The organism is Lapillicoccus sp., assembly GCF_025353065.1.
GTDB lineage: Bacteria > Actinomycetota > Actinomycetes > Actinomycetales > Dermatophilaceae > Lapillicoccus.
Window position 1 is genome coordinate 1 of record NZ_JANXRJ010000079.1, and the last position, 14842, is coordinate 14842.

10 protein-coding genes are annotated in these 14842 nt (G+C 73.3%); 8 read left to right on the forward strand and 2 right to left on the reverse strand.

Going from position 1 to position 14842, the window contains the following annotated elements:
- From Q0R63_RS24530 to Q0R63_RS06830, 3 genes are all read left to right on the forward strand, one after another.
- Positions 1–83: PT domain-containing protein (locus Q0R63_RS24530; protein WP_366521082.1), on the forward strand; the 83-nt coding region annotated here is incomplete at its 5' end.
- A gap of 665 nt (positions 84–748) precedes the next feature.
- Entirely contained in the window at positions 749–1615 is an 867-nt protein-coding gene (locus Q0R63_RS24535; protein ID WP_366521083.1) for a peptidoglycan-binding domain-containing protein, read from the forward strand.
- A 56-nt stretch (positions 1616–1671) separates the two neighbouring features.
- Positions 1672–2514, forward strand: coding sequence for an enoyl-CoA hydratase-related protein (locus Q0R63_RS06830; RefSeq protein WP_295695626.1), 843 nt, complete (start codon positions 1672–1674; stop codon positions 2512–2514).
- A 21-nt stretch (positions 2515–2535) separates the two neighbouring features.
- On the opposite strand, the gene Q0R63_RS06835 is transcribed toward Q0R63_RS06830, so the two are convergent.
- Together Q0R63_RS06835 and Q0R63_RS06840 are read right to left on the reverse strand one after the other, a co-directional pair.
- On the reverse strand, positions 2536–3561 hold the full coding sequence (locus Q0R63_RS06835) for an aldo/keto reductase (protein ID WP_295695628.1): 1026 nt from the start codon (positions 3559–3561) through the stop codon (positions 2536–2538).
- Positions 3562–3569: 8 nt separating this feature from the next.
- On the reverse strand, positions 3570–4052 hold the full coding sequence (locus tag Q0R63_RS06840) for a MerR family transcriptional regulator (RefSeq protein ID WP_295695630.1): 483 nt from the start codon (positions 4050–4052) through the stop codon (positions 3570–3572).
- A 160-nt stretch (positions 4053–4212) separates the two neighbouring features.
- On the opposite strand from Q0R63_RS06840, the gene recC reads away from it, so the two are divergent.
- From recC to Q0R63_RS06865, 5 genes are read left to right on the forward strand one after another with little or no spacing between them, the layout of a single operon-like run.
- On the forward strand, positions 4213–7725 hold the full coding sequence (recC, locus tag Q0R63_RS06845; protein WP_295695632.1) for an exodeoxyribonuclease V subunit gamma: 3513 nt from the start codon (positions 4213–4215) through the stop codon (positions 7723–7725).
- The gene (locus Q0R63_RS06850) at positions 7722–11345 is read left to right on the forward strand and encodes a UvrD-helicase domain-containing protein (protein ID WP_295695634.1); all 3624 of its coding nucleotides are present in this window, start codon (positions 7722–7724) and stop codon (positions 11343–11345) included. The genes recC and Q0R63_RS06850 overlap by 4 nt, the downstream gene beginning before the upstream one ends.
- A complete protein-coding gene (gene recD / locus Q0R63_RS06855; protein WP_295695636.1) occupies positions 11342–13291 on the forward strand; it encodes an exodeoxyribonuclease V subunit alpha in 1950 nt (649 codons plus the stop codon). The genes Q0R63_RS06850 and recD overlap by 4 nt, the downstream gene beginning before the upstream one ends.
- 20 nt (positions 13292–13311) lie before the next feature.
- On the forward strand, positions 13312–13674 hold the full coding sequence (locus Q0R63_RS06860; protein ID WP_295695638.1) for a hypothetical protein: 363 nt from the start codon (positions 13312–13314) through the stop codon (positions 13672–13674).
- Positions 13667–14161, forward strand: a complete 495-nt coding sequence (locus Q0R63_RS06865; protein ID WP_295695640.1) for a hypothetical protein — start codon at positions 13667–13669, stop codon at positions 14159–14161. Before Q0R63_RS06860 ends, Q0R63_RS06865 begins: the two co-directional genes overlap by 8 nt.
- The last annotated feature ends 681 nt before the right edge of the window (positions 14162–14842 follow it).

A 14842-nucleotide genomic window follows, 5' to 3' on the forward strand; every position in this document is an offset into this window, starting at 1 on the left:
GGCCAACACGACGGCCAACACGACGGCCAACACGACGGCCAACACGACGGCCAACACGACGGCCAACACGACGGCCGCCGTGACCGTGCCGCCCGCCCCGCGGCCGATGGCCGGCATCGAGGCCGGCGCGGTCTACGTACCGCAGGTGTCGTGCGACATGGCGCTCAAGCCGGGCACCGCGAGCCTGGCCGCCCTGCTGACCACCACCTACCCGGGCACCACGGCGGGGACGGTGCGGATGTGCGCCAGCGACGGGAGCATCAGCGAGCACTACGACGGCCGGGCGGTCGACTGGATGACGACCGTGCGGACCCCCGACGGGCTCGCGCGCGGCAACGCCCTCACGAGCTGGCTCATCGCCGCCGACGCCCAGGGCAACGGGTTCGCCAATGCCCGCCGTCTCGGCATCATGTACATCATCTGGAACAACCAGATCTGGGGCGCCTACAGCCCGTCGGACGGCTGGCGCCCCTACTCCACCTGCGCCGCCCACCCCGAGAGCTCGATGGACACCGCCTGCCACCGCGACCACGTGCACCTCTCCCTGTCGTGGGAGGGCGCGATGCGGCGCACCTCTTACTGGACCGGCACGGTCGCGACCCCGGACTACGGTCCCTGCCGCGTGCCCGACCTCACCTTTGCCCCGCCCTACACCGCAGCCCGGTCGACGAGCTGTCCCACCGTCCCGCTCCCCCTCGTCCCGAGCGGTGCCTCGACGATGACCCGCCAGCTCATCCCGCTCTCCGGGATGCTGCTGCGACCGGGCACGTCCGGATCTCCGGTGGCCGTGGTCAACGCGCGCTTCGGCGTGGCCGGCAGTTCGTGGACCGCGTCGACGACCACGGCTGTCCAGGCCCTCCAGTCCGGCGCCGGGATCCCGGTGTCCGGTGTCCTCGACGTGGCGACCTGGCGAGCGCTGCTCGGGGCCGTCACCCCTCCGCCGACCTCCCCCCTGGGGGTCGTCGACGCCGAGAGCGCGGCATACCGGAGCCTCAGCGTGCGGGGCTGGGCCTTCGACCCCGAGTCGACCGGCCCGATCCAGGTGCGGGTGACGGTCGACGGTGTGGTGACGACCGTGACGGCGAACCAGTCGCGCCCCGACGTCGGCGCGGCCTTCCCCGGCGCAGGCAGCGCCCACGGCTTCGGCCTCACCGTGGCGGCGGTTCCCGGCACCCACGCGGTCTGCGTCACTGCCGTCAACGTCGGCGCCGGCTCGGACACCTCGCTCGGTTGTCAGGACGTGGTGGTCGCGGCCAGCCCGATGGGACACCTGGACGCGATCACCGCCACGGCCTACGGCGTCACCCTCAGCGGCTGGGTCACCGACCCGGACACGATGGCTGCGGCCTCGGTGCGGATCCTCGTCGACGGCATCGTGCGGGGCAGCGCCTCCGCCACCGGCTCGCGCCCGGACGTCGCTCTCGCCTACCCGGGGGCACCGGTGGGCACGGGGTATGCCGCCGCCGTCGATACCGGCCCGGGGCCGCATCTCGTGTGCGTGGTCGGGGTCAACGTCGGGGCCGGGAGCGACGTCACCCTCGGGTGCACCCAGGTCCGGGTGACGGGACGGCAGGTGTCGGCGGTCGCGACCCTCGGCTCGTCGCGAGCCCGGTGAGCCGCAGGGCGACAGGCTGACGGCGGGCTGGCGCACCACCTCCCTATGCTCGGCGCATGACCGCGAGCAACCAGGCCCACCATGGTGATCCGCCACCTCCCGACTGGGGTCCGCCTGACGAGCGGGCCGGCGGTCAGGTGCTCGTGCGCCGGGCGCCGGGCGCGGTCGAGCTGAGCTTCAACCGCCCCGGGAAGCACAACTCCTTCACCGACGCGATCTATGCCGCACTGCTCGACCTCTGCGCCGAGGTGGCCGGCGACCGGTCGGTCCGGGTCGTCGTGGTCCGCGGCGAGGGCGGCCGTGCGTTCGCCGCAGGCAACGACATCTCGTCGTTCCTCGGGTTCACGTCCGGCGCCGACGGAGTGACCTACGAGGCCGGCATACGTCGCGTGCTCGGGGCACTGGATGCGTTGCCGCAGCTGACGATCGCGGCCATCGACGGCATCTGCGTCGGTGGGGGGCTCGCCGTCGCCACGATGTGCGACCTGCGGATCTGCACGCCGGCCTCGCGGTTCGGCTACCCCATCGCCCGCACCCTCGGCAACGCCCTGTCGGCGCCCATCGTGCTGCGCTGCGCGGCGGTCTTCGGTGACCCGGTCACGCGGGAGATGCTGCTCGCCTCCCGACTGGTCACCGCCGAGCGCGCGTATGCCGTGGGAGCCGTGCTGTCGGTCGTCGCGCCCGGGGACCTCGAGGCCGAGGTGTGGTCCGTCATCGAGGGCGTGCGGCTCGCCGCGCCGCTCACCCTGGAGACGACCAAGGCGCAGCTGCGCGACGGGGTGGCCGGGTACGACCCGGCGGCAGACGATGCTCGTCTCGAGGCGGCATACGGGAGTGCGGACTTCGCCGAAGGGGTGCGGGCGTTCCTCGCCAAGGAGAAGCCGGCCTTCGGGGGCTGACCGGCTCCTCCCCTCGCGACCTCAGGCGTCGATGCTCGACAGGTCGCCGTATCGCTCGCCGGCCACCGAGCCGCGCGGCACGGCGGTCTCGATGTCGGCGAGGTCGGCGGCGGTGAGCTCGACGGAGGCGGCCGCGACGTTCTCCTCGAGGTAGCGCACCCGCTTGGTGCCGGGGATCGGCACGATGTCTGCGCCCTGGGCGAGCACCCAGGCGAGAGCCAGCTGCCCGGGCGTGCAGTCCTTGGTCGCGGCGATCTCGCGGACCTTGGCCACGAGCGCGAGGTTGCGGTCGAGGGCCTCGCCCTGGAACCGCGGGAAGTAGGCGGTCCGGCGCGAGTCGCCCTCCTCGAGGGTGGAGGGGTCGGTGATGGCACCGGTGAGCAGCCCGCGACCCAGCGGCGAGTAGGGCACCAGCCCGATCCCGAGCTCCCGGATCGTCCCGAGGATCTCGTCCTCGAGGTCGCGGGTGAAGAGGGAGTACTCGGTCTGCAGCGCGGTGATCGGGTGGACGGCGTGGGCGCGGCGGATCGTCGCGGCCGAGGCCTCCGAGAGCCCGAGGTGGCGGACCTTGCCGGCCTCGACGAGCTCCTTCATCGCGCCGACGGTCTCCTCGATCGGCACGTTCTGGTCGACGCGGTGCTGGTAGTAGAGGTCGAGGTGGTCGACGCCGAGGCGCTGCAGCGAGGCCTCGGCGGCCCGGCGGACGTAGTCGGGACGACCGTTCACCCCGAGGCGGGTTCCGTCCTCGGCGCGCTCGTTGCCGAACTTCGTGGCCAGCACGACCTCGTCGCGACGGCCGGCGATGGCGGCGCCGACGAGACGCTCGTTGGTGAAGGGGCCATACATGTCGGCGGTGTCGAGGAGGGTCACTCCGAGCTCGAGGGCGCGGTGTATGGTGGCGGTCGCCTCAGCCTCGTCGCCGGTGCCGTAGAACTCCGACATCCCCATGCAGCCGAGGCCGATGGCCCCGACGGTCAGCGGGTCGTGCAGCCCGAGGGAGCGCGAGGGGAGGGTGGTGCCGGTCTGGTGGGTGCTGGTGTTCGTCATGCCCCGAGTCAACCGGTTGCAGCGCGCTCGAAGTCAAGCCCCGCAGCCTCGAGCTTTGCGGTGTAGACGCCGATCTTGTTGTCGATGGCGCCGAGGTGGGAGGTGACCTCGGCCAGCTGGGCGAGCACCCGGGCGCGGTGCGACTGGAGCAGGTCGAGGCGGACCAGCTCGTTGCCCTCGCCCGAGCGGACGAGCTCGGCATAGACCTTGACCTCGCGGATCGGCATACCGGTGGCTCGCAGGCAGGTCAGCAGGGTGATCCAGACGAGGTCGCCCTCACCGTAGGCGCGGTGGCCCGAGCTCGTCCGCTCGACCGCACGGAGCATGAGGCCGTCGCGCTCGTAGTAGCGCAGCGTGTGGGTGGTCAGGCCGGTGCGCTCGGCCGCCTCGGCGATGGTGAGGCGGGCGGCTGCCGGTCGCGGGCCGGTGAGCGTGGCCGATGGGGTGGGCGTGGCCGGTTGCGCGAGGGTGGCCGACGGGGTGGGTGTCATCCTCCATGATCTGCCTTGGAGTGCGCTCGAAGTCAAGTCGGGCCGAGCGGAAAGGCTGCGGGTGGCGGCGCCGACCGGGCCGACCGCGCCGACCGAGCCGGCCGCGCCCACCGGGCCGACCGAGACCCGGCTGTCGGTCGGGGTCACTAGGGTCGCAGACATGGGGATCACGGGGATGACGGTGCACGTGGCGGCAGGCACCGACCGGCTGGCCGACGGCCTGGCGGCGCTGCTCGCGGACCCGTTGCCCGACCCCTTCGCGCAGGAGCTCGTCGTCGTGCCCGCGAAGGGCGTCGAACGGTGGCTGACGCAGCGGCTCTCGCACCGGCTGGGGGTGGGGCCGCGCGGCACCGACGGGGTGTGCGCGGGCGTCCGCTTCGTCAGTCCTCGGTCGCTCGTCGCCCTCCTCACCGGCACCGAACGGACCGACCCCTGGGACCCCGACCGGCTCGTCTGGTCGGTGCTGGCCGCCATCGACGCCTCCCTGGACGAGCCGTGGTGCGCCACCCTCGCGCGACACCTCGGCGAGGAGCGGACGGGAGACGACCGCGACCTCCGCCGGGACCGGCGCTGGTCGGTGGCGCGCCGCCTCGCCGGCCTCTTCTCGACGTATGCCGTGCAGCGCCCCCGCCTCGTCGCCGACTGGTCCACGTGGTCCGGGGGCGAGGACACCGACGGCGCCGGCGGTGCGCTCGCCGGCGACCTCGCGTGGCAGCCGCACCTGTGGCGACTCGTCGTGGCGGCGGTCGCCGCCGGGGGAGGCGTGGCGCCGCACGAGCGTCATCGGGCGGCGGTCGAGGGGATCCGCGACGGTCGGGCACTGGCACTGCCGGACCGGCTCTCGCTGTTCGGCCACACCCGCCTTCCCGTCACCGAGATCGAGCTGGTGCGTGCCGTGGCCGAGGTCCGCGAGGTCCACCTCTGGCTGCCGACCCCGTCGCCCGCCCTGTGGCGCACGCTCGGACCGGTCGTCGCCGACGGTCCCGTGTCGAGGCACGACGACACGTCCGCGGCCTCCGTGCACCACCCGCTGCTGTCGGCCCTCGGCCGCGACACCCGCGAGCTGCGGCGGTCGCTCGTGGCGCTCGGGCCGGCGGCGGTCGACGATCCCTCGGCGGTCGACGGTGCCCCGGCGGCCGGGGCGAGCCCGTCCCTGCTCGGGTGGCTGCAGGCCGACCTGCGCTCCGACACGGTGCCCGATGCCGCCATCCGGGAGGCGCGGGTCCTCTCCGGGGAGGACCGCACCGTGCAGGTCCACGCCGCTCACGGCATGTCCCGGCAGGTCGAGGTCCTGCGCGAGGTGCTCGTCGGGCTGCTCGAGGACGACCCGACCCTCGAGCCGCGCGACATCCTCGTCATGTGTCCCGACATCGACACCTACGCCCCGCTCTTCCAGGCGGCGTTCGGGCTCGGGGGGCCGGGTCCGTCGCAGGCGGGTTTGTCGCAGGCGCGGCAGTCCTCCACGGGCCTGTCGCACCGTCTCCATCCTGCGCACCGGCTCCGACTGCGGCTGGCCGACCGCGGTCTGGCCCAGACCAACCCGTTCATCGCTCTCGCGACCCACGTCACCGAGATCGCCGGCGGACGGGCCACCCTCAGCCAGGTCCTCGACCTCGCGTCGACCGCCCCGGTGCGTCACCGGTTCGCTCTGGGGGACAAGGAGATCGCCACCATCACGTCGTGGGCCGAGCAGTCGGGCGTGCGGTGGGGGTTGAGCGACGGTCTCCGCGCGGCATACGGACTGGAGAAGTTCCCCCAGAACACCTGGCGGGCGGGCCTCGACCGGTTGCTCGTCGGAGTCGCGATGAGCGAGGACGAGTCGCTCGTCGGCGACGTCCTCCCGCTCGACGACGTCCCCAGCGCGGAGGTGGACCTCGTCGGTCGGCTCGCCGAGCTCGTCGACCGGCTCGAGGCGCTGGTCGGGGCGATGCAGGCCGCGTCGGGCGTGGGGGAGTGGATCGAGCTCCTGCGTGACGGGGTGCGTGGCCTCGGCTCCGCGTCCGCACGCGATGCCTGGCAGGTGGCGCAGTTCGAGCGTGAGCTGGCCGCGGTCTCGGCTGCTGCCACATCCTCCGCCGGCGGCGACGGACCGCCGCTGCGGTTGGCCGACCTGCGTGCGCTGCTCGAGCAGCGGTCGGGTGGGCGACCCACGCGCGCCAACTTCCGGACCGGTGCCCTCACCGTGTGCACCATGGTGCCGATGCGCTCGGTGCCGCACCGGGTGGTCTGCCTCGTCGGGCTGGACGACGGCGTGTTCCCGCGGGCGACGAGCCTCGACGGCGACGACGTCATGCTGCGCGACCCCGTCACCGGGGAGCGCGACGCCCGCAGCGAGGACCGTCAGCTGCTGCTCGATGCCGTCCTCTCCGCGAGGGAGCGACTGGTCATCACCTATACCGGCGCCAACGAGGTCACCGGTCAGGACCGCCCGCCGGCCGTGCCCCTCGGCGAGCTGCTCGACGCGCTCGACACCACTGCCACCGTGCGGACGACGGCCGGCACGGTCGCGCCGGCCGGCGCCACAGGGGTGCGTGACCGGGTTCTGGTCCGCCACCCGCTCCAGCCCTACGACGAGCGCAACCTCACGCCCGGCGCGCTCGGTGGGACCGCGGCCTTCAGCTTCGACCGCGCCGCGCTGGTCGGGGCGACGGCGGCGGCAGCCGTGGCCGCGGCGGTCGCCGCTGGTCGGCCACCCCTCCGCCTGCCCTTCCTCTCCCGGCCCCTGCCGGCCCGACCGGCTGCGGACCTCGCCCTGAGGGACCTCCAGGAGTTCTTCGCCGATCCGGCGAGGGCCTTCCTGCGTCGGCGTCTCGACCTCGCGGTCCCGCGCGACATCGAGGAGCCCGACGACGCGATGCCGCTCGACCTCGACGGGCTCCAGAAGTGGGGGATCGGCGACCGGATGCTCCGTCGGCTGCTCGACGGCGTCGCGGAGCAGGTCGTCTTCGACGCGGAGCAGCGCCGCGGTGAGCTGCCTCCCGGGGCCCTGGCCGAGCCCCTCGTCAAGGACGTCGCGGGCAAGGCGGTCGCCCTCGTCCGAGGGACAGCCGGGCTCCGGTCACAGCCGTCACGCAGCATCGACGTCACGGTGGACCTCGGCAACGGTCGCCGACTGACCGGTGTCGTGCCCGACGTGCGCGGCGACCAGATCGTGCGGGTGCACTACTCGACCCTGGCGCCCAAGCACCGACTCGCCACGTGGCTCGACCTCGTCGTCCTCACGGCCGCCTGTCCCGGCACACCGTGGTCGGCGGCCGCGGTCGGGTGGTCCGGCGGCCGCGACCGGTGTCCCAAGGCGGCCACGGTCGGGCCGCTCGACGAGGGGGTCCGGGGCCTGCTCGCCGACCTCGTCGACACCTACGACCGCGGGATGCGGGAGGTCGTCCCGCTGCCGGTCAAGACGGGTCACGCGTGGGCCGAGGCGGCGTCGCGTCGCCGGGCCGAGGACTGGCCCGCCCGGCAGGCGTGGGAGACCGATCGCAACGCGCCGGTGCCGGGCGAGCAGGACGACCCGGCATACCTCGTGGCCTACCGCGGCCGCGCGTCCTTCGCCGAGGTCAAGGGCCTGGCCCGGCGCGACGAGCGCTGGAACGACGCCTCCTCACGGCTGGGTCAGTATGCCGTGCGGCTCTGGCAACCCCTCCTCGCGCGAGAGCGGACGGTGCTGCTGTGAGTGCCCTGGAGCGTGGGCCCGCCGTGAGCGCCGGCCCGCAACCCTCCGCAGCGGCGGTCGGCGGAGGAGAGGACGAGGGAGCGCGCTGGGTCGACGACCTGCCGACGTTCTCGATCACGGATCCCCTGCCCGTCGGCACGACGCTGCTCGAGGCCAGCGCGGGCACGGGGAAGACGTGGACCATCGCGTCCCTCGTGACGCGCTACGTCGCCGAGGGGGTGTGTCGGCTCGACGAGATGCTCGTGGTGACGTTCGGGCGGGTGGCCAGCCAGGAGCTGCGGCAACGCGTGCGCGAGCAGCTGGTCGCGGCCGGCCGGGTGCTCGCCCACCGCGACGGCGCCGGGCTCGATCCGCACGAGCTCGACGAGCTCGACGAGCGCATCCTGCCCCTGCTCGACCTGCTGCTCCATGCTTCGCCGGAGGAGCTGGCGCTGCGTCAGCACCGGGTCCGAGCCGCGCTCGCCGACTTCGACTCGGCGACGATCGCGACCACGCACCAGTTCTGCCACCTGGTGCTCGCCGGGCTCGGCGTCGCCGGTGACACCGACGCCGCCGCCCACCTCGTGGAGGACCTCGACGACCTCCTTGTCGAGGTCGTCTCCGACCTCTACGTCGAGGACTACGCGGGGGCGGCCGGTCGGCCTCCACTGACCCTCCCGACCGCACTGGCCATCGCCCGCGCCGCGGTCTCCGACCCCCAGGCTCGTCTCGAGCCGGCCGGCGCAGCACCGGACAGCCCGGTGGGCGCGCGGGTGGCCTTCGGCGAGCGGGTGCGCTCCGAGCTCGAGCGCCGCAAGCGACGACTGGGCGTGCTGAGCTACGACGACCTGCTCGGCCAGCTGGCGGCGGCGCTCGCGGACGACCGCGCCCCGGCCCGCGCCAGGATGCGCGCGACCTGGAAGGTCGTGCTCGTCGACGAGTTCCAGGACACCGATCCCGTGCAGTGGCAGGTGCTCGACCGGGCCTTCAGCGGGGTCGCCACCATGGTCCTGATCGGTGACCCCAAACAGGCGATCTACGCGTTCAGGGGTGGCGACATCGTGACCTACCTCGCGGCTGCGGACACAGCCACGATGCGGGCGACGATCGGCACCAACCAACGCAGCGACGGCGCCCTGGTGTCGGGCCTGCTGGCGATGCTGCGCGGAGCCGGCCTCGGCGACGACCGCATCGTCGTGCGTGACGTCGAGGCACGACACCTCGAGCCCCGACTGGTCGGGGCGCCGCACCCCGAGCCCTTCCGCCTGCGCGTCGCCGACCGCTACCTCCTGGGCGAACCCGGCACCAAGGGTGTGGCGATCGGGGTCCTGCGCGATCACGTGGCGAAGGACCTCGCCCTCGACGTGCTGGCCCTGCTGGCCTCGAACGCGACCTTCTGCGGAGCACCCCTGCTGCCGCGCGACGTCGCAGTCCTCTGTCGCACCGGATCCCAGTGCGACACCGTCGCCGAGGCTCTTGCGCAGGTCGGGATCCGCAGCGTCGTCTCGGGCTCGGGGTCGGTCTTCCGGACCGAGGCGGCCCAGTCCTGGCTGACCCTGCTCGAGGCGATGGAACAGCCGCACCGCACCGACCGGGTGCGCGCCGCCGCCTTGACCCCGTTCCTCGGGCGGACGGCGGAGCAGCTCGACGAGGGCGGTGCGGACCTCACCGACGGCGTGGCCGAGACCCTGCGCGACTGGGCGCTGCTGCTCCGCCAGCGAGGTGTTGCCGCGGTCCTGGAGACCGCATCGGCAGACGGGACGTTCGCCGCCCGAGTCCTCGGCCTCGTCGGCGGCGAGCGGTTGATGACCGACCTGCGTCACGCGGGCGAGGCCCTCCACGACGTGGCGAGCCGGGACGGCCTCGAGCTCGTCGCCCTGGTCTCCTGGCTTCGTCACCAGATGACCGACGACCGGTCGGCGGTGGCTGCCGAACGGGCCCGCCGCCTCGACAGCGACGCCTCGGCGGTGCAGGTCCTCACCATCCACGCGAGCAAGGGTCTCGAGTTCCCGGTCGTCTACCTCCCCACCGTGAACGACCTCTACGTCGGCGCGACCCCCCGGACACTGCTCTACCACGACGAGCTCGGCGCCCGGTGTCTCGACGTCGGGGGCGATCCCACCGCCGACGTGGTCTCCCGGGTCCGCGACGAGGAGCTCGACGAGGAGCTGCGGGTCCTCTACGTCGCCCTGACGCGGGCCCAGTCGCAGGTCGTGACGTGGTGGTTCCCCAGCGCGAAGAACACGTGGTCCGCGCCGCTCCACCGGGTCCTGTTCGGTCGCGGTCCGGGAGACCGGGAGACCCCCCGGTGGGTCGAGCTCCCCGACGACCGCACGGCTATCGAGCGACTGCGGCGCTGGGCGGCCGAGGGTGGGGCCACGGTCGAACGCGCCGAGCCGACCCCGGCCGGGCCGACCCCGACGCCGCTCGCGGGCGGCATACTCACGGCGCGGCCGTTCACCCGCGCCGTCGACCGCCTCTGGACGCGGACCTCATACACCGCGTTGAGCAACGCTGCTGCGGAAGCCGGGGACCCGGCGACCCTGGGCCCGACCAGCGAGCCCGAGGACGCACCCCGGTCCGACGAACCACCGATCATGACGACGGTATTCGAGGGGAGACGCGAGCAGGCGGGTGAGGCCGCGTCCGCGGAGTCGGATCAGACCACTCCCGAGAGCCGCCCGCTCGTCGTGCGCGAGCCCGTCCGGTCGCCGATGGCCGATCTCCCCGTGGGTGCGACGTTCGGGTCGCTCGTCCACGCCGTTCTCGAGCACGCCGACCCGGCCGCACCCGAGCGCCAGGGCGACTGGCGCGCCGAGCTCAGGCACCACGTCGGTGAGCAGCTCGTCCGCTGGCCGGTCGACCTCGACGCCGAGCTCCTTGCCGACGCCCTCGTCGCCGTCTGCGACACGCCGCTGGGGCCGCTGGCCCCGACGACGCTGCGGCAGGTGAGCGTGGGCGACCGGATGCAGGAGCTCGACTTCGAGCTCCCGCTCGGCGGGGGCGACGACCTCGCGGCGGCGGCCCGACGCGGCGGGGGAGGGACGCTGCGCGACCTCGCGGCCCTGCTGCGTCGTCACCTCGACGCCGACGACCCCCTGGCGTCCTACGCCGACGTCGTCGACGACCCGGCATACGAGCAGGCGCTGCGCGGCTACCTCTCGGGGTCGCTCGACCTCGTGCTGCGGGTCGGCGGCCGCTACGTCGTCTGCGACTACAAGACGAACTGGCTCGGTGACCTCGACGATCTGGACGACCTCGATGGCCCCACCGGCCCGGACACCCGGGACGGCGGGCGGGCGCGGCTCACCTCCGACGACTACCGCCCCGATCGGCTCGCCGCTGCCATGGGTCACTCGAGCTATCCCCTCCAGGCCCTGCTCTACGCCGTGGTCCTCCACCGGTTCCTCCGATGGCGGCTGAGCGACTACGACCCTGAAACCCACCTCGGTGGGGTCCTCTACCTCTACGTGCGCGGGATGTGCGGTCCGGACACGCCGGTCATCGACGGCGAGACCTGCGGGGTCTTCTCGTGGCGCCCGCCGGTGGCTCTCGTCGAGGGTCTCTCCGACCTGCTCGACGGGATCGTCACGCCCGACACGGTCCCCTTGGCCGGACGCCGCGCGGAGGTCTCGTCGTGACCACTGCGCTGGAACCTGTTCCGGAACCTGCTCCGGAACCTCCCCCCGAACCCCAGGGCCCATCCTCGCTCCGGTCCGGGCCGGACCTCACCCCGATCGACGACCTCGACGACCGTCGGGTCGCCCGGCGCGGCGTCGGCCTCCTGCGTGCGTTCAACCTCGCTGACGTGCTGCACGCGGCCGACCTGCACGTCGCCACCCGCCTGGGTCGCGCCGTCGGCGAGCCTGACGAGCGGGTGCTCCTGGCTGTGGCGCTGGTGGTCCGTGCGGTCCGGCAGGGGTCGGTCTGCCTCGACCTCACCACCGTCGCCGAAGTCGCAGGCGGGCTCACCTGGCCGCCGGTGACGGAATGGCGCGCCGCTCTCACGGTGAGCCCGCTGGTCACGGCCGGGGTGGTGCACGTGGACGGTGACCTGGTCTATCTCGATCGCTACTGGGCCGAGGAGGGCCAGGTGGTCGACGACCTGAACGTCCGCCGAGCGGCCGTGGCGCCCCTGCTCGACGAGGCCCGGCTCGAGGCCGCGCTCGCGGTCCACTTCCCCCCGCGGCGGGACGACGCCGACCCGGACTACGGCGAGCAGCGTGAGGCGGCGGACGTCGCCTGTCGGCAGTGGACGAGCATCGTCACCGGCGGTCCGGGCACCGGCAAGACGACGACGATCGCGCGCTTCCTGGGAGCGCTGATGTCGGCGAGCGACCGGCCACTGCGGATCGCGCTCGCGGCACCCACCGGCAAGGCGGCGGCCCGGATGACCCAGGCCCTGCGCTCGGCGACCGAACGGGCCGACTTCCCGAGCACCCACCGCGAGGCGCTGCAGCAGATCAGCGCGACGACCATGCACCGGATGCTCGGGTGGCGCCACGGCTCGAGCACCCGATTCCGGCACGACCGGGGCAACCGGCTGCCGCACGACGTCGTCGTCATCGACGAGACGTCGATGGTCTCGCTCACCCTCATGGCGCGCCTCCTCGAGGCGATGCGGCCCGACGCCCGGCTCGTGCTCGTCGGTGACGCCGACCAGTTGGCCTCGGTCGACGCCGGCGCCGTGCTCAAGGATCTCGTCGACGGCCTCGGCCACGACAGCGAGCTCGTCGTCCGGCTCGGGTCCTCCCGACGCTTCGGCTCGGCCATCGGGGCGTTGGCCGACGCGATCCGGCGCGGCGACGTGGAGGCCACGCTCGCGGCATTCGCGGCCGATCCCGCGGTCGCCCTCGTCGGCGAGGGCGCCGCCGACGAGCTCGTGCGGCGGGAGGCGCTGGCCCTGCTGGAGACCGCCGAGACCGGCGATGCCACGGCCTGCGTGGCGGCGCTCGACCGGCACCGGCTCCTGACGGCGCACCGCTCCGGACCGCACGGGGTGAGCCACTGGAACCGGCGCGTCGAGCGCTGGCTCCAGGAGCGCCTCAGGGTCGACTGGCTCCCGCCCTGGTATGCCGGTCAGCCGCTCCTCGTCACGGCGAACGACTACGGCCTCGACCTGTTCAACGGCGACTCCGGTGTCGTCGTCCGGCGGTCCGCCGACGGGTCGGCGCTCGTCGCGCGGATGACCGACGGCGCCCCGGGTCCGGGCCGTGAGGTCGCTCTCGGCCGGCTCGCCGACGTCGAGACCGCGCACGCGCTGACGGTCCACCGCAGCCAGGGCAGCCAGTACGGAGCCGTGACCTTGGTGCTGCCGCCGGCCGAGTCCCCGCTGCTGACCCGGGAGATGCTCTACACCGCCGTCACCCGGGCGCAGCACCGCGTCGTCGTCGTCGGTGCCCCGGAAGCGGTCGCCGCCGCCGTGACCCGGCCGGCGCAGCGAGCCAGCGGGCTCGCGAACCGGCTCCGACGCCCATCAGCAAACCTGCCGACCACGAAGCCGACCACGGGACCGACCGCGGGGCCGGCAGGGCCGACAGCGGGGCCCACAGTGCCGCCGACGGCGCTGACGGTGGCCGACGAGTAGGCGCTGACTACGCTGTCGGAGTGCTGTCCTGGCTCTCCGCCGTCGTCATCGTGGTCTGCGTGCTCTTCGGTCTCCTGGCCGCGGTCTACGCGGTCCGCGACCGGATCCTCGACGACCGCCTGCTCCTGGTGCTCGGGGTGCTCGAGGTGCTCCTGCTGGTCCAGGCCGTCGTCGGTGTCGTTCTCGGCGCGCGAGCGAACCGCGACTTCGAGGCACCGGTCTTCTACGCCTACCTGCTGACCGTCCCGTTCATCGCCCCCTTCGCCGGTTTCCTCGCCATCAAGGACAAGTCACGCTGGGCCATGGGAGTCGTCGTCGGATCGGCTTTCGTCGTCGGCATCTTCATCGGCCGGCTCAACCAGATCTGGACCCCCCATGCCTGAGCCCACCCCCGGGTCCTCGTCGGACCTTCCTGCCGACCGCCCTGCTGGCCGCCAGAACGAGAGCCCTGCCAGCAACAGTGGGGAGGCAGCGGGGAGACAGCTGACGGGTAAGGGGCCGGGCATCGTGCTGGTCGCCCTCTACGCCCTCTTCGCGCTCGCGGCGACCGGCCGGGCGACGGTCCAGATCATCGCCGACTTCCAGAAGGCGCCGGTCTCCTACCTGCTGTCGGCGCTGGCGGCGGTGATCTACCTCGTCGCGACCGTCGCACTGGCGCGGGGCGACCGGACCTCCGCCCGCGTCGCGCGCGTGGCCATCAGCATCGAGCTCGCCGGGGTGCTCGTCGTCGGGCTGGTCTCCTACCTCAAGCCCGCGGACTTCCCCGACAAGACCGTCTGGTCACATTTCGGCTCGGGCTACGGCTACGTGCCTCTCGTGCTCCCGGTGCTCGGTCTGCTGTGGTTGCGGCGGACCCAGGCCGCCCGCTGACGGGACCTGGCCCGGAGCCGGTGTCGTGATGGTGTCGTGCTGAGGTCGTGCTGAGGTCGTGCTGAGGTCGTGAGGCGGCACCGGCCGAACGGATGAGCAGGGAACAGACGTTCACCCGTTCTGCACCACGCGCCCGCCCCGCACCATTGATCTAGGTTCGCGGGGATGCAGGGGTGTCCCGCGAGCCTCACCGGTTCGGGTCTCGCCGGAGGGGGAGACCCGGACCGGGTGAATGCCTCAGCAGCAGAAACCGCGGTCGAGCCGGTCTCCCGGTACACGCGCGATCGCTGAGCAGCCGACCCGCCGACCCGCCCAGGTCGCGCATCTGCGGTGAGTTCGCGCACTCAGGAGCGCGACCTCACCGCGGATGCGCGACCTCAGCCGGGTGAGGGTGGGAGCGGGGTGCTGAATGGCGGATACCGCCACGCCGACTTGCCTGTATGAGGTTGGTGCGCAACGAGATTCGGGCATTCGCGACGAAGTGGGTCTGTCGGTGGTCGCGTCTAGTGTCGGGGGTATGGACAAGGACTTCGGTATCGGCGGCGGTGACGGCGGCGGTGAGGGCGAGACGTCGCCTGCCGCTGACGGTCCGGAGTCTGCCGAGTCTGCCGAGTCTGCCGAGTCTGGCGAGTTCGGCGAGGTTGCTGAGTCTGCTGAGCGGGTGCAGGCGGCTGAGCGGGT